Source organism: Pontibacter sp. BAB1700 (genome assembly GCF_000277005.1).
GTDB lineage: Bacteria > Bacteroidota > Bacteroidia > Cytophagales > Hymenobacteraceae > Pontibacter > Pontibacter lucknowensis.
Genome location: NZ_AKIS01000048.1, coordinates 54,100 through 68,863, shown reverse-complemented (window position 1 = coordinate 68,863; position 14,764 = coordinate 54,100). Strand labels below are relative to the sequence as shown.

At 48.8% G+C, this 14,764-nt stretch carries 17 protein-coding genes and 1 pseudogene; 4 read left to right on the top strand and 14 right to left on the bottom strand.

The genetic code is table 11. From position 1 onward, the window contains the following. Positions 1 to 38: 38 nt before the first annotated feature. The 3 genes from O71_RS06675 to O71_RS06665 all read right to left on the bottom strand — a co-directional run bounded on the left by O71_RS06675 (position 39) and on the right by O71_RS06665 (position 5,083). The gene (locus tag O71_RS06675; RefSeq protein ID WP_007654633.1) at positions 39 to 2,366 is read right to left on the bottom strand and encodes a polysaccharide biosynthesis tyrosine autokinase; all 2,328 of its coding nucleotides are present in this window, start codon (positions 2,364 to 2,366) and stop codon (positions 39 to 41) included. A 17-nt stretch (positions 2,367 to 2,383) separates the two neighbouring features. After that, the gene (locus tag O71_RS06670) at positions 2,384 to 3,178 is read right to left on the bottom strand and encodes a polysaccharide biosynthesis/export family protein (protein WP_155800633.1); all 795 of its coding nucleotides are present in this window, start codon (positions 3,176 to 3,178) and stop codon (positions 2,384 to 2,386) included. A 354-nt stretch (positions 3,179 to 3,532) separates the two neighbouring features. Continuing rightward, on the bottom strand, positions 3,533 to 5,083 hold the full coding sequence (locus tag O71_RS06665) for an amidohydrolase family protein (protein ID WP_007654628.1): 1,551 nt from the start codon (positions 5,081 to 5,083) through the stop codon (positions 3,533 to 3,535). A gap of 299 nt (positions 5,084 to 5,382) precedes the next feature. Between O71_RS06665 and O71_RS06660 the strand changes: the two genes are divergently transcribed. Both O71_RS06660 and O71_RS06655 read left to right on the top strand, forming a co-directional pair. After that, positions 5,383 to 5,964 (top strand): hypothetical protein, encoded by a 582-nt coding sequence (locus O71_RS06660; RefSeq protein ID WP_007654626.1) that lies wholly within the window; start codon positions 5,383 to 5,385, stop codon positions 5,962 to 5,964. Between the two features lie 108 nt (positions 5,965 to 6,072). Further along, positions 6,073 to 6,534, top strand: coding sequence for a DUF4440 domain-containing protein (locus O71_RS06655; protein ID WP_007654623.1), 462 nt, complete (start codon positions 6,073 to 6,075; stop codon positions 6,532 to 6,534). A gap of 70 nt (positions 6,535 to 6,604) precedes the next feature. Here the strand turns inward: O71_RS06655 and O71_RS06650 are convergent, their stop codons facing one another. The 11 genes from O71_RS06650 to O71_RS25310 form a co-directional block, all read right to left on the bottom strand. After that, a complete protein-coding gene (locus tag O71_RS06650) occupies positions 6,605 to 7,837 on the bottom strand; it encodes a nucleoside recognition domain-containing protein (RefSeq protein WP_007654622.1) in 1,233 nt (410 codons plus the stop codon). 87 nt (positions 7,838 to 7,924) lie between these two features. Continuing rightward, positions 7,925 to 8,929 (bottom strand): hypothetical protein, encoded by a 1,005-nt coding sequence (locus O71_RS06645; RefSeq protein WP_051017717.1) that lies wholly within the window; start codon positions 8,927 to 8,929, stop codon positions 7,925 to 7,927. 2 nt (positions 8,930 to 8,931) lie between these two features. Further along, positions 8,932 to 9,180: a M14 family zinc carboxypeptidase gene (locus tag O71_RS25325; RefSeq protein WP_237717740.1), complete on the bottom strand. Its 249-nt coding sequence runs from the start codon at positions 9,178 to 9,180 to the stop codon at positions 8,932 to 8,934. Continuing rightward, positions 9,156 to 9,374, bottom strand: a complete 219-nt coding sequence (locus O71_RS25320; protein WP_237717742.1) for a hypothetical protein — start codon at positions 9,372 to 9,374, stop codon at positions 9,156 to 9,158. The genes O71_RS25325 and O71_RS25320 overlap by 25 nt, the downstream gene beginning before the upstream one ends. Before the next feature lie 97 nt (positions 9,375 to 9,471). Beyond that, positions 9,472 to 9,873, bottom strand: a complete 402-nt coding sequence (locus tag O71_RS06640) for a hypothetical protein (protein ID WP_007654616.1) — start codon at positions 9,871 to 9,873, stop codon at positions 9,472 to 9,474. A 183-nt stretch (positions 9,874 to 10,056) separates the two neighbouring features. Next, positions 10,057 to 10,437 carry a cyclopropane-fatty-acyl-phospholipid synthase family protein gene (locus O71_RS06635; RefSeq protein WP_237717737.1) on the bottom strand — a complete coding sequence of 127 codons (381 nt, stop codon included), beginning with the start codon at positions 10,435 to 10,437 and terminating at the stop codon, positions 10,057 to 10,059. After that, on the bottom strand, positions 10,368 to 10,622 hold the full coding sequence (locus O71_RS25315; protein ID WP_237717736.1) for a class I SAM-dependent methyltransferase: 255 nt from the start codon (positions 10,620 to 10,622) through the stop codon (positions 10,368 to 10,370). The genes O71_RS06635 and O71_RS25315 overlap by 70 nt, the downstream gene beginning before the upstream one ends. A 189-nt stretch (positions 10,623 to 10,811) precedes the next feature. Continuing rightward, positions 10,812 to 11,237, bottom strand: a complete 426-nt coding sequence (locus O71_RS26360; RefSeq protein WP_255345356.1) for an amino acid permease — start codon at positions 11,235 to 11,237, stop codon at positions 10,812 to 10,814. After that, entirely contained in the window at positions 11,227 to 11,571 is a 345-nt protein-coding gene (locus O71_RS26355; RefSeq protein ID WP_255345353.1) for an amino acid permease, read from the bottom strand. The genes O71_RS26360 and O71_RS26355 overlap by 11 nt, the downstream gene beginning before the upstream one ends. A 35-nt stretch (positions 11,572 to 11,606) precedes the next feature. Further along, positions 11,607 to 11,909, bottom strand: a complete 303-nt coding sequence (locus O71_RS26350) for a hypothetical protein (protein WP_255345355.1) — start codon at positions 11,907 to 11,909, stop codon at positions 11,607 to 11,609. 38 nt (positions 11,910 to 11,947) lie between these two features. Next, positions 11,948 to 12,223: a hypothetical protein gene (locus O71_RS25310; protein WP_237717735.1), complete on the bottom strand. Its 276-nt coding sequence runs from the start codon at positions 12,221 to 12,223 to the stop codon at positions 11,948 to 11,950. A 259-nt stretch (positions 12,224 to 12,482) separates the two neighbouring features. Between O71_RS25310 and O71_RS06625 the strand changes: the two genes are divergently transcribed. Then, positions 12,483 to 13,961 carry a Do family serine endopeptidase gene (locus tag O71_RS06625; RefSeq protein WP_007654612.1) on the top strand — a complete coding sequence of 493 codons (1,479 nt, stop codon included), beginning with the start codon at positions 12,483 to 12,485 and terminating at the stop codon, positions 13,959 to 13,961. 5 nt (positions 13,962 to 13,966) lie between these two features. Next, positions 13,967 to 14,719: pseudogene (locus O71_RS25305) on the top strand (DUF72 domain-containing protein). Positions 14,720 to 14,764: the final 45 nt, after the last annotated feature.

Below are 14,764 nucleotides of genomic sequence, written 5' to 3'. Positions count from 1 at the left end.
AATTGATTAAACTGAATCTGGAATAGGTTAGCACTTACTCAAGCATTTGCTGCTGCTCCTCTGTTTCTGTAGGTTTTATCGTTATACTTATGTTCATACCCATAGCCATATCCGTAGCCATATTGTCCTTTGACAAATCCCCTTGGTTTTACTCCGTTAAATACAATTGCTACATTATTAAGCGAGTGTATTTTGTTGTCGTGGGCCAGTCGCTGCACAAGCGGCTTTGGCGTGTATGCATGGCGCATCACAAGCAGCGTAATGTCGCAGTATTCAGAAAGCAGATAGGCATCAGAAACCAAGTCTACCGGCGGTGTGTCTATGATCAGATAATCATAAGAGACTTCAAGGTATGAGAAAAGATTTTCCAGTCTCTCGCTCAACAGTAGTTCAGTATGGTCGCCTACATTGGAGCCTGCCGGTAAAATGAATAAATTCGGCAATACTGTCTCGTTTACGATCTCAACCGGGTTTATTCTTTCATCAGACAGATATTCGATGATGCCTTTAGTTTTGTACAGATTAAAAAGAGTAGAAGTATTTGGGTTGCGTAAGTCAAGATCGAGAAGGGCGACTTTCTTACCGGAGGAGGCTAGGCTGACTGCAAGGTTAGTACTTACATAGCTTTTCCCTTCACCGGGTATACTAGATGTCACCATTATCTTCTTTTTTGTAAATGTCCTGCCATACAGGCCTAGTGTTACTCTGAGCTGCCTGAACTGTTCAATAACAGATACTTCAGTTGGAGCTGTGAATGTGCCTTTTTGTTGGTTTTTTATAAAACTGAGTTCAGCCACTATAGGAGCCTGTGTATAGAGAGCTATTTCGGACCTGAAAAGTATCTTTGTATTTAGAAGCTCCTTGCCAGCAATCAAAAATAAACCTATACCACACGCAGCCATAACTGATATCATGTAGATGTAGAGCGGTTTAGGGCTAACTGGGAAGGGAGAGGTACCAGCCCTGTCAATCACTTTGCTATCCTCAGCGGTTGGGGCGTGGGAAAGGACGGTTTCCTCTCTTTTTTGAAGTAAGAAATTATAGGCATTGTTTTTCACCATTTGCTGTCTGGTGAGCTCCATCAACTCTCTTTCTTTCTGTGGGATATTTTGCAAAGAAGAGTTATAGCCACTATTTGTAGATGCTAAATTTGCACGGCTTGCCTGTAAGTTTACCCGCTGGTTGCGAATGTTCTCAATAATTCTTGGGCGTATGTTTTCAATCTCATTTGTAATAGAAACAAGTATAGGGTTATTCTCAGCTGTTGTATTCCTAAGTTTCTGATATTGAATCTCAGAATCGTAGAGCTTTTGAAGCAACTGGTTAAGTGAAGGATCATTGACCCCTAACGTGGAAGGAACGAAGCTTCCGGATGTGTTCTCAGATAGCACGTAGCGTTCAACCTTGTTCAGTACGGCAAGCTGTGTATTTATTTCAGAAATTTTGCGGTCATTGTCCCTCACATTCTCAAGATATAGCTTACCCTGTTCGCTTAGGTTCACACCACCCTGGGTTGATTTGAATTCCACTACTTTATTCTCCAATGCTTCGAGCTCTTCCATCGCGAGTTTAATGCGATCCTCAATAAAGGCTAGGGTGTTGGAGGCTAAGTTGTTCCTTTCTTGAACAGCAAGTTCTTTGTAGGATGCAACGAGCATGTTCAAAATATCTTCCCCTCTTTGCGGCACAGTGTCCTTTAAGTAAAGGTTCACCACAGCAGACACCTTGCTTAAAGCCTGAATTCTGACTTTTGCCATCAGTTCATCAGTTACTTTGCTAGGATGTGTGAGAGTAAAATAAAGTGGATTTGTGGAAGGTGCTGTTAAATTGAAATTCTTTGTAAATCTAACGATGCCATAGGGAGATTTGACCCATTTATTTACGGGGTAAATTGTATTCCCAATTGTAACTGTTTCGACTTTTTCATCTACCGAAAAATAGGTTTTAGGTACTGCCTTAATCTGAGTCGGATCTTTATGCTCAATTATAATGGGAGAGGAGGTATACGCCGAAATAGATTTAAATTGTGCTTCTTCATGGATAGGGGCATACAGTTTAAGATCATTCACTACCTTGCTTATGAGTGTTCGGGAATGAATAATGTTAATTTCATTTTCAACTACTTTGTTTGTAGTGAAGTTATCCATAGACTCTGTGATGCGCGAGCCACTAACACCTTTGTTCTCGTCTTTGATGATAATAGAGGCACTCACTTCATAAGATGGTACGGCTAGAAAATTCAGGTAGGCCCAACCTCCTGCAATGGATATTGCCAATAATACTGCAAACAATGGCCAGTATGGCAAATACTTATATGCTAACGAAGCGAAGAAATTATCTTCAGTATTAGGAGTATTATTCGTCATATTTTTACTGTTATTAATTATCTGCTTAATCTGTCTGCAGCTATGACTATCACAGTTAATCCACTAAAGACCACTGGTAGCCATTGCCGCACGTTACTTGCACTTTGAATCTTTGTTTTGTTAGGCTCAACATAGATAATGTCATTCGATTTGAGGTAATAGTAAGGTGAGGTGAAAAGCTCGTTTGTAGTCAAGTCAATCCGTACAAGTTTCTTATTACCTTCCTCTTCTCTTATTAAAAGCACATTATTCCGACTAGCGTATATTGTCAGATCGCCTGCCAATCCAAGTGCTTCCAGTAGTGTGATTTTTTCATTAGGAACAGTTAAAACTGATGGGCGAGCTACCTCTCCTAAAACTGAAATTTTATAGTTGAGATAGCGAATGTCAACTACAGGTTCAATAAGAAGCTTTCTTTGAATCAGTTGGTTACGTATCCCTTCTTGAAAGTCTTTTTTTGTCATACCAGCAGCCTTGGTCTTACCTAGTAACGGTAACTGTATGTTCCCTTCTTGATCAACTAAATATCCGATAACAGGAGATACTGTATTTGTAGCAGTGGCATTTGCTACTCTTGAGGAGTTAATTGCAGACACATTGAACACTTCTGAGGCAGCAGGGTTTAAGCTGCTGATTGTAATGCTAAGCAGGTCATTTGGTTGTATAACCGGCTCTAAACTCTCAGTTCTACCCCTTATTTCGGTACTACCAATATTATTAAAATAAACAGCATCTTTGGTACTGACACATGCTGTAGAGAAGGTAGTGCAAAAACTAATAAAGAATAAATAGATTAGCCGACGTAGATTCATATACATAAGGGTTTTGGTAAGTTCAGAGCCTGAAAAGTGTGCATAAAAATCTTTACATTAGACGGAATAGTCTAAGTTTTAGGTTTTTTTATACAATACGTTATGTACTGAAGTAAGTTTTTATATGAAATATAAAGGTGCTAAATTAAAGGGGAGTGGATAAGAAGGAATGTGATTACAAAGATATTTAATTGCTATATAGCGTATGGGAGGGGCTTATCTGAGGAAGGATGCTTAAGAACAAATTACGCGAGGAAGTAAGAATATGCTAAAAATCAATATCTATTCTCTAGCATAAACCTATTATACAGTTATGGATTATTTGTGCTGCAAAAAGAATTTACAACGTTTAGGTTAACGGACTGGTTTGATTAGAATACGTCCTGTTTTTTTTACACTCTTTTGATCACCCTCTCTCACAACCTTCCCATTCACCACTATATACTTAAACCCACTGGCCTCCTGGTGCGGGTTTTCATAGGTGGCGTTCTCCTTTACTTCCTCCGGTCTGAACAGCAGCAGATCCGCTTTATAGCCCTGCTTAATTAAGCCACGGTCTCGCAGGCCAATGGTCTCAGCGGACAATCCCGTCATTTTATGCACAGCTTCCTCCAGTGATAGTAGATTTTTCTGCACCACATAAGTCTCCAGTATACGGGCAAAGGCTCCAAAGCTGCGGGGGTGGCGCATGGTGGGGCTGCCGTCTGTGCAGACCATCACATGAGGGTCTTTCAGAAAGGTCTCCTGCAAGGTTTCGTCCATGATAAAGTAAGCACCGTCAGCACCGTAAGGCCCGATATCTTCCATTAGTGCCAGCTCGAAGGGTTTGTTCAGTTCCTCGGCCACCTGTTGCAGTGTTTTACTTTTATAGGGGCCGGAGCCGATCAGGGTCGCTTCCGGTCCGTTACGCTGTATGATCTTGTTGCGCAGGAAAGTGGCAAGCTCCTGACGACGGGTCTTCAGCACTTCCTGGTAATCATGCGGTTTTTTCGCCCAGTCCGGAAAGAGGATGGCGATGCCGGTATAGCTGGCGGTGTAAGGGTAAAAGTCTGCTGTTACTTGTATACCTTGCTGACGGGCAGAATCGAGCACTTGCAACACACGGTTGGCGCGTTCTTCACCTTTGCCATATACTACCTTGATATGCGATACATGGACCGGACAGTATTTGCCTTGCTCCAGAAGCTCGCGTATAGAGGCTTCTACAAAAGCATCGTCCTCGTTGCGCATGTGACTCATGATGATGCCTCCTTTACTACCCACAATTTCAGCGAGCCTGTTCAATTCGGCTGGCCGGGCGTAGTAGCCAGGATTGTACTCGAGACCGGTGGTCATACCGAAGCAGCCTGCATCGAGGGCGTCTGAGAGGAGTTGTTCCAGTTTGGCCCTACCTTGCTCTGATGGGATGGAATCATACTCTATACCCGACAGCATACGCAGGGTATTATGACCGGCAAACATAGCCACGTTTACGCCAAGCTCTTTCCCGTCTACTTCACGCATCCATTCTTTCAGGTTTTCGCGCTGTGGACTGAAGCCGTCCTGGCCCAGGCAAATCGTCGTGATCCCCATCGACAGGAAATTGGAAAAGTCAGGTGTCTCTAGCGGGTCGCCGTGTGCGTGCGTGTCTATAAAGCCCGGTGTTAGGTATAGGCCAGCGGCATCTATGGTGCGATCGGCCGTGTAAGTTCTGGATGTATCCGTATCGATCAACGCAATAGAGTCACCATTTATCAGGACCTGGGCTGCGTAAGCCGCACTCCCCGTACCGTCTACCACCATGGCATTGCGGATCAGTATTTCATACCGGTTTTGATCAGTAGCAACCTGCTGACAGGATGCGAATGCGAGCGATGCAACTACTAACTTGACAAACAGGGCGACGCGGCGATACAGTTTTTCCATGCTTAAAGATAATTTATTAGCGATGAAAAGCAATATTATACCTGCTCCGTTTGCACCTTCCTGAAGATAAATACCAATTCATAAAATATTTTTTTATTCATCGTCTATATTTTTTTCAAGTGCTAAGTGTGAATGCAACTTGTTGTAAATCAATAATATGATGGCGGTTTTGACTCTGGTGTTTAGGAAATTTACAGGTATGGTAAAGACTTATTATAGGCTATTTTAATTGTACTGGCACGCAACTTGTAATTACCCATACAACAGAGTTTAATTGTTTTAACTAAACTGAAATTGTTATGAAAAAGGTAAGCTATATCATGAGCCTGGCACTGATGGCATCAGTAGCTTTTGGCGGATCAGCTGAGGCGCAGGAAAAAAGAACAGGCTGGAGCCCACAGGCAAAAGGTGCTGTGATCGGTGCCGGTACAGGTGCTGCAGCAGGTGCTATTATACATAAGCGTAACCGCGTAGTAGGTGGTGTTGTAGGCGGTGTTGCCGGTGGCGCCGTAGGTTACGGTGTTGGTAAGGTGATCGACAACAAGCAGAAAGAGCGCGAGGCGGAAGCAGCCCGTGTAGCGGCAGCCGAAAGAGCAGCCGCAGCCCAGCGTGCCGCAGCTGCAGAACGTTCGGCGGCTGCCAACAGAGCGGCAGTTGCGAAAAACACGCCGGCTCCAGCTAAAAAAGCAGCTACTCCTCAGACAAGTCTGGCAATGGCCACCCCAGCTGAAACAGCAGCAGCCAATTCACTGGCGATGATGTATGCATCTGAAGACGGACCGACGCCACAAGTGGTGTACGCTAACTTCCTGCCTAACCTAGACTATGGTGACCGCAGCAAGCCTTACTATACTTCTGAAGTTCGACGTAAGAGCTGGTAACATGTTTACCCTTATCCCTTTCCCGGTGCTGAGCCGGGAAAGGGTATAAATCCAACGATGCCGTTTTCACGTATGGCGTCGTGGTTTACTCACCAAAATTTAGAAATCATGAAAAATATACTTTATACCCTGTTTGCCCTTTTCTTCCTGGCTTCGTGCGCGAAGTCTGATGGAGAAGAGTCGGTGGATGTCCGTGAACTGAACCAGGAGTTTATCAGTGCCTGGAATGCACGGGACTCTGACAAAGTGATCTCGATGATGGCCGAGGATGTGCAGTTCCTGCAAGGCGAGGTAATCTACAGAGGCAAGTCCGAAGTGTCAGACAAGTGGGTGCGCGAAACAATGGGCACCATTGCCGACCTGAAAACCTATCCGGTTAGTTCCGGCACAGATACGCAGATCGCCTACGAGGCCGGTACGTTTTCAGTAGACGTGCTGCCGGTTAGCCCCGGCGAACCCCGTGGACTTGGAGAAGGCAACTTTATGCTGCTTTGGAAGAAGGCCAGCGACGGTAACTGGAAACTGAGCTACGCCCAGTTGGAAGGGCACCCGGTTGTTGCCCGAAATTAGAAGGTTAAAAATTGAAATAAAAAAAGCGGCTGCYCCGAGCGCCGCTTTCTTTTATGGGTATACCTGCTGTTTAATGAAAGAACAGGTAGGCAATAAAGATGGCGGCAATAGCACCGGCAAAATCTGCCAGCAGGCCACAAGTGAGGGCGTAGCGAGAGCGTTTAATGCCAACAGAGCCAAAGTATACCGCCAGCACGTAAAAAGTCGTTTCGGTAGAGCCCTGGAATACGGAGGCCATTCGCCCCACAAATGAATCTACGCCATAGGTGGTCATGGCTTCCACCATCAAACCGCGGGCACCGCTGCCACTCAGTGGCTTCATGAAAGCAATAGGTAGGGCAGGCACAAAATCCGTATTGACACCTGTTAGAGCTATCAGGAAGCCTATGCCATCCACAATCATATCTAGAGCACCTGAAGTACGAAACACTCCTATGGCCACCAGTATCGCTACCAGGTAGGGGATAATGGTAATGGCCACTGTGAAACCCTCCTTAGCGCCTTCAATAAAGGCTTCGTACACGTTCACTTTTCGGATGAGCGCCAGACCAACAAACGAAATGATGATCGAGAAGAGGATAACATTGCTGGCTACTTGCGATATCACACTAACCTGTTCCTGCGAAATGGTGCTGAAGTAATAAATCAATCCGCCAATCAGCAGCAGTAAAGTGCCTATATAAGTCAGGATCACGGGGTTGAACAGGTTGATACGCTGGTACAAGGCCACGGCGATCAGACCCACCATCGTCGAGAAAAAGGTAGCCAGCAGAATAGGGATAAAAATATCAGAAGGGTCAGCCGCGCCAAGCTGCGCCCGGAATACCATGATACTGATTGGGATAATCGTGAGCCCGGAGGTGTTGAGCACCAGGAACATGATCTGGGCATTCGAAGCGCGTTCTTTGATCGGGTTGAGCTCCTGCATCTCTTTCATCGCCTTCAGGCCCAGTGGTGTAGCGGCATTATCAAGGCCCAGCATGTTAGCTGAGAAGTTCATCAGGATAGAGCCAAACACGGGGTGGTTCTTCGGGATCTCCGGGAAGAGACGGTTGAAAAATGGCGCCACCAGTCGGGAGAAAATGGCGATGATGCCGCCGCGTTCGCCCACTTTCATCAGTCCCAGCCACAGTGTCATCACGCCGGTCAGGCCGAGCGAAATCTCAAAGCCGAGCTTGGCATTGTCGAAGGTGCTGCTAACGAGTTTCTGAAAGATCTCTACATCGCGAAACACGATGAGTTGGAACAAAGCAATAGCAAAGGCGATCAGAAAGAAGGCCGCCCACAGATAGTTTAATACCATGAAGCAAAGGTTGGTCTGGAATCAGTCTGTAAGATACAAACTGATTCCAAAAGGGAAGGGCTTTAGGCGACAAAATTATATTGCTGCCTAATGTAGTATTCCATGAAAGAGCTCCGGCCGGTCGCCCTGCAGGTCATACAAAAATCCGTTCAGGACGGCATACCTGGGCTGGTCTTGCGCATCTTTCAGGACGAAGTTGGCCGACTCGTCAAGTGCCAACTGGTGATTGACGATGCTGGCTATACCTGTCACGTTGAGAGGGAGCGAGGTCGGGTCGGGCAGTACGCCGGGCAGGTGACAAACCCGCATGGTGGTATAGCCCTGCCTGAGCAGTTTAGCGCCAAGCTCAGCGGTCAGGTCATCGAGACTGTCGATGGGCTGCTCGAATACCTTGCCGGGCACAAGGGTAAGTCCTTTGGCATCGAGCTCTTCGTAGCCATGAAACACACTCATATCGCCGATCTCTTCTACCGCACTGCTATGATAAAAGCCGAGGTGGTTCGGAGCGTCCACTTCCAGCCGGTTAATGCCAATATCAAGGATAGTATCGCGGCCGTTTTCGGTATGGCGGACATGGCGCAGCACCAGGTCGTAAAGGTGACGCTGGTTTTCAGGTATACGGTCATAGGCGTCCACTCCGAAGCTTTGGTAAGCTTCCTCGGCAATCAGGTATAGCCCCGAAAGGATGGCCGTGAAGTTCAGCTGGCGGATGTGCTGTTTTTCCGGGTCGCCGTGCTGCCCGCCAGACTCCACGAGGATCACGCTGGTACCCCATTTTTGGATGTTGTCGCCAAAAGCCCGCGGCTCGTGCTCGTCATTGAACTTAGCCACCTGCCCAGGTATAAACTGCTGCAGCACATGGTCCATACCTGCGATGGTGCGCATGGCCCTTTCACGTACTGTATTGATGTTGCGGGCATGATCATATGCCGGAGCCAGAAAAGAGATTGTGGCCGGCCGTGCTGTGTAGCCGGCTGTGTAGTAGCGACTCTGGTCGTGCAGGTTAAAGCCAAAGGCAGGCTCCAGCTTGTCGCGCAGCTGTTTCAGCAGCTCTGATTCCGGACTCTGCAGGCGCAGGGCGTCTCGGTTCATGTCTATGCCCAAGGCGTTGCGGCGGGTATACATTTCGGCCCATCCGGGTTGAGCATCGGCACGATGTATAGTGTCAGGTGCTCCAGTATATGCCTGCGTATAGAATCCAGTTCGTCCGTCTGGTTGAGGAAGTGCAGCAAGTCAAACAAAGCCATGGTGGCGGTGGGCTCATCGCCGTGCATCTGGGACCAAAGCATAACTTTAGTTTTGCCAGTACCCGCCTTGATCAAATAGATCGAACGACCCTGCACCGAGTGGCCGGCCACCTGCACTTCGAGGCTGACTGCTCCTGCAGCCGCTCGATCAGGGGTACAATATCGCGGTGTCGGAAGCGCCGGTGCCGCAGAGCAGACTCCTTGTACTTGTGGTGGCTATGGTAGAGTTGCTGGCCCAACTCCTGAATGGCAGCTGGCATATTGCTGTTTGAAGATGTCGTATTCATCATACTAATTTAAGATGCTCTCTAAAAAAGTGCCTCCCGCTTCAGGGCTATACCTGAAAGGGGAGGCGCTGCCCATTATCGGGCTATACCTGTTGGTGGCTTAGTTGCCAGGCCATGCACCCCACGGAATGCGAGCCAATACCAGAATCAAAGCGATGGTGTAAAAAATAGCAATGCTGCTGAAACGCTTCTTGTCATCCGGCAGACGCTTGGCACGGGCATAACCTACGGTGATCAATACAACAGCGATGATCATAGTCAGCGGGTGCTCCAGCACGTAAAGTCTTGAAGTGGAATCCTTCATGAAGCCTTCGTTTGCAAGTTCAATTCCAAGTGGTGATACAAAGTAGAGAATCACACCGATCACCCACTGCAAGTGCGCAGGTATAAGGCCCAAAAGGCCCATTTTTCTATCCTTATCAGTGAAGGGTTTGTTACCAGACATGCCCATGAAGGCAAATATGATGCTTACAAGAAGGCCTAGAATTACCAGATAGGCCATGAATGAGTGAAGATGTTGTAATCCTGTATACATTTCAGAGATTGTGGTTAGTGTCAGCTGTAAATATAGGGATTAAATTATCAATTCAGATGCGGTAGCCCTATTTTAGATGTATAGATAGCACACAAAAGAAAACCCCGCACACATGAAGTGCACGGGGCTTTTTAGTAGTTTCGGTGGTTATTAGCGACTTTTGCCGATTTTCTTGTTCTCAGGAACAGTCCACAAATAAATGGTAGATCCGTCTATCACCTGGGTCTCTTCCGGCTCCCAGTCACCCATGTCGAAGGCGTGCGACACAATGCGGGTGCCAGGCTTCAACTGCTCGAGCAGCACCGGACGAAGCTTCATGTTCACGTTGGGCAGCAGGTATAGCGTCACTACAGAGGCTGGTCGGTAGTCCACTTTGAACAGGTCCTGCTCCACAAACTTCACCTTATTGGTCACGCCGGCCTCACGGGCATTCTGATTGGCTTCTTTAATGCGCTCCGGGTTTATGTCAAAGCCAGTACCGTGGCACCGTGCTCCTTTGCCGCCGTGATTACAATGCGACCATCGCCACAACCCAAGTCATAAAGCACATCCTTGTCCGACACATTTGCCAGTTTAAGCATGGCGTCTACCACCTTTTGAGGAGTAGGAACATAAGGGACATCAAGCTTAGGTGTAGCAGTGGTTGTTTGGGCGAATGCCGCAGAAGCGAATAGTGTCAGCACGAGTGTGCAAAGCGAGTTTCTGATTGCTCTCATCTTGTTTTCATTAAGTTAGTAATCCATTTAAGAAAATATCAGGTATAAGGTGAGCGGTTTTGTGATGGCGTATCTTATCCGGAGAAGAGAAACACGCACAGGCTGTATTTACGTGCAGCAGGGATCAGTAGTTCTTAATTGTGGCATTTTATGAATATTTTAGTAGGACTTCTTTAAGCAATTGCGCTGTTACGCTGCCTGTTCTTTCTGTTTTTGGATGCGAGGTATAGCCAGCAGCACCAGTACCCCCACCACCAGCACGCCTATACCTACCAGAGCCCCTAAGCCGGTGTACATCAAACTGGAGTAGAACAGATAGCCACTTGTCAGGCAGAAAATAAGGGGCAGGACAGGGTATAGCGGTACTTTGAAAGGCCTGGGGCGCTCTGGCTCTTTGCGGCGAAGCACAAACAAGGCGATACCTACCAGCAGCAGAAAAAACCAGAAAACCGGCGCTGTGTACTCCACCATCGTCTCGAATCCGTTGCGGGTAAATAGTGCCAGTCCGACCAGCGCCAGCGACACGACTCCCTGGACTACATAGGCATTCACCGGAGAGGATGCTTTGGTATTCCATTGGCCTAAGAAGCTGAAAACCGGAAAGTCACGCCCCAGCGCATAATTGGTACGGGCACCAGTCAGAATAGTGGCATTGGCGGAGGTGAGGGCAGGCCAGTGTCACAATGATGCCGATGAGCACCATGCCCGTGTCCCCAAGCGTCACCCGTACAAGGTCAGCTGCTATGGCATCAGAGACAGCCATCCCCTCCAGCCCCAGCACATGCAGGTAGGCCAGGTTGATGAGCAGGTAGATCAGGGTGATAACGGCAATACTGGCAATCAGGGCGGTTGCCATGCCCCGGCGTCCGCTCTTGAGCTCCGCAGAAATATAGGCTGCCTCGTTCCAGCCGCCGAAGGTGAGCAGCACAAACACCATGGCCAGGCCCATGGAAGTGCCGTTGCCCGTGCCTGCATTGCCTGCCGCTACTGCTTCATCGGGCGTAAAGAGGAAGCTGCGCCCAGTACGATCAGGATGCCCAGTACCTCCAGTATGATCAGAAAGCGCTGCACACCTGTGCCGAAGCTCACACCCACAATGTTAATCGTAGTGAGCAAGACCACAACCAGTCCCGCATAGATAACTGACGAAAGCTCCCCGATGCTGTAAATCTGGGCCATGTAGTCGCCGATGATAAAAGAAAGCAGCGCAATAGAGCCTGTCTGGATGACACTCATACGCGCCCATGCAAAGAGAAAAGCCAGCCGTTTTCCGAATGCCCTCGTCAGGAAGTGATAGTCACCCCCGGCATGCGGGAAGGTGGTGGTCAGTTCAGCGTAGCAGAGTGCCCGATCAACGAGACCAGCCCACCCAATACCCAGGTGGTGAGAAACATGGTGCCGCTCTCCACATTGGCAGCCACAAGCGAGGGCGTCCGGAATATGCCGGCTCCCACCACCACGCCCACAATCACGGCGATGGCGTCGAACATGCTCAGGGCGGGTCTGGGCTCTGCTTTGGGCTTTTCTTCGGCTGAAACTTCTGGTTGGGTTGAAGCGAGCGTCGCGTCTGCCACAGGATAGTCTTCGTTCAGGTTAGGCATAGTTTTATTGCTAGGTGTAGGCTTTATCGTCTCTGACCCACTGTTTACGGAGTGTAACAGGATCTAAGTTGTAAACCATGCACTTTTTTAAAGAGTAAGTAGTATATAGGAAGGTTTACTGGTTGGGACAAATCAGGTATAGCCTTTGAAGAAAATGTTCACTTCATTCTCAAAAACAGCTGTTATGAACTCTAATCTGCCTATCAGCCAACCCGGTCGTGCGATAATCGGTAAAGCAAGTGGTAAAACATCAATATTTATGGGAAAAGCTGTCGGCACTTTTTTGATTGCCATCCTTTCTGCCGTGCTGGCCATTGTGGGGTATAAACTCTTCGAGGGCAATTCACAACAAAACGGCAACTTCAACAACAATAACAATGCTGCCACACCGGTGGTCTCATCAGTTGGTAACCCGGATTTTGTGCCGGCCGCTGCCAATGTGACGCCTGCCGTCGTGCACATCAAAACGCTCTATAACGTCAACCAAACCAGTCGCAACCCGATCTACGAGTTGTTCGGCATGCCACAGCAATCTACCCCGGCACGCGGCTCGGGCTCAGGAGTACTCATATCAGGCGATGGCTACATCGTGACCAATAATCACGTGATCGACCGGGCCTCAGGTATAGAAGTGGTGCTGCCTGACCGCCGTACCTTCGAGGCCAAGCTAATCGGTACGGACCCAAGCACGGACCTGGCTTTGCTGAAAGTGGAGGCAAGTGACTTACCGGTGGTGCCGCTGGGTGATTCAGATAAAGTGCAGGTGGGAGAATGGGTGCTGGCCGTAGGTTATCCGCTTTCGCTGAACTCGACTGTAACAGCCGGTATCGTCAGTGCCAAGGGCCGCAGTATCGGCATCCTGAACCGGCCAGGGCAGGGCGGATACGTGGATCCGGCACAGGTAGCCAATACCGCCATCGAGTCTTTCATTCAAACTGACGCGGCCATTAACCCCGGCAACAGCGGTGGTGCACTGGTGAACACTTCCGGGCAGCTGATCGGCATCAATACAGCCATTGCCTCGCAAACGGGTAGCTACGCTGGTTATGGCTTTGCTATACCTGTCAACCTGATGCAGAAAGTTGTGGGCGACATACGGAAGTACGGCCAGGTACGTCGTGGCTTTTTAGGTGTGAACTTCCCTGTTCCTGCCGTAGAAGATCAGATGCTGCGGGCACGGGGCATCGATCCGGGTGAGGTGAGTGGCGTGTACATCATGGGGGTTCAGCCTGGTAGCGGCGCCGAAAAGGCAGGTTTGAAAGAAGGCGACATTATACAAGGTATAGACGACATTGAAGTGAACACATCAGCAGAGCTTTCAGAACGCATTGCCCGCTACTACCCCGGCGACAAGGTGGAGCTGGCGATATTGCGGGATGGCAAACAGCGAAAAGCTACGGTCACATTGCAGGGAGAAGAAGAGGAGACAGTTACCGAGGGCGCTGCCAAAGGCTTAGAGGCAAGGTTAGGTGCCACTTTTGCGCCAATCAACGACCGCATGAAGCAGCGCTACGGTCTGAGCGAGGGCGTGTACGTCACCAAGATTCAGCCAGGTGGTTTCTTCGACTCAGCAGGTATACCGGAGGGTACCGTGATCGCCAGAGTGAACGGCCGCCCTGTGAACAGTCTTGCTGACATTAGCAAATCGCTGGCAGCGTCGCGCAGCGGTATGGTGCGGCTGGATGGCATTACGCCAGACGGTACGGCCTTTGTGTTCAACTTCCCGCTGGGTGCGTAAGGCTCATGACGGATACAATTTCAAGTAGGCTGTACATCGGTACTTCCGGCTGGAGCTACCGTTGGCGGGAAGTGCTGTATCCGCCTGAGCTTAAGTCGGCGGACTTCCTGAGCCACTATGCCACTCGTTTCAACTGCACAGAGATCAACAGCAGTTTCTACCACTTCACCATGGCCAAAACCATTGAGAAGTGGCTGGCGCAGACACCGGCGCATTTTAAGTTCGCACCCAAGTTGCACCAGGAGATCACGCACAAGCGCAAGTTTAAGGACATCGAAGAACCGCTGCAGAAATTTATGTCGCGCTACCAGCTGATGGGAGAGCGATTGGGTCCGGTGCTGGTGCAGATCCCCGGTAGTTTCCGTTTCGACAAAGGTATAGCCGGTGATTTTTACCATACCTTGCGGGAGCTGTACCCGGAGCAGCCTTTTGCGCTGGAGGCACGCCACGTCTCGTAGTTCACAGAGGAGTCTTTTGACCTGATGCGCGAACACAACATCTCCACCGTTATCGCCAATGCCGGCAAGCGCTTTCCGGGCACAGAAGTCACGACCACCGATATTGCCTACCTGCGGCTCCACGGCGATGAGAAAATGTACGCTTCGTCCTACTCCGACGAAAAGCTGGAGCGTTATGCCTACATGGTGAAAGACTGGCTGGAAGATGGCAAAGAGGTATGGGTATTCTTTAATAACACCATCGTAGGCAATGCCGTGCTCAATGCCGACAGGCTACGGGAGTTGATTAACGAGCTATAGTTAATATCAGAAAAGGATGATTCTAAGTGTTTAAACTTCAATGAA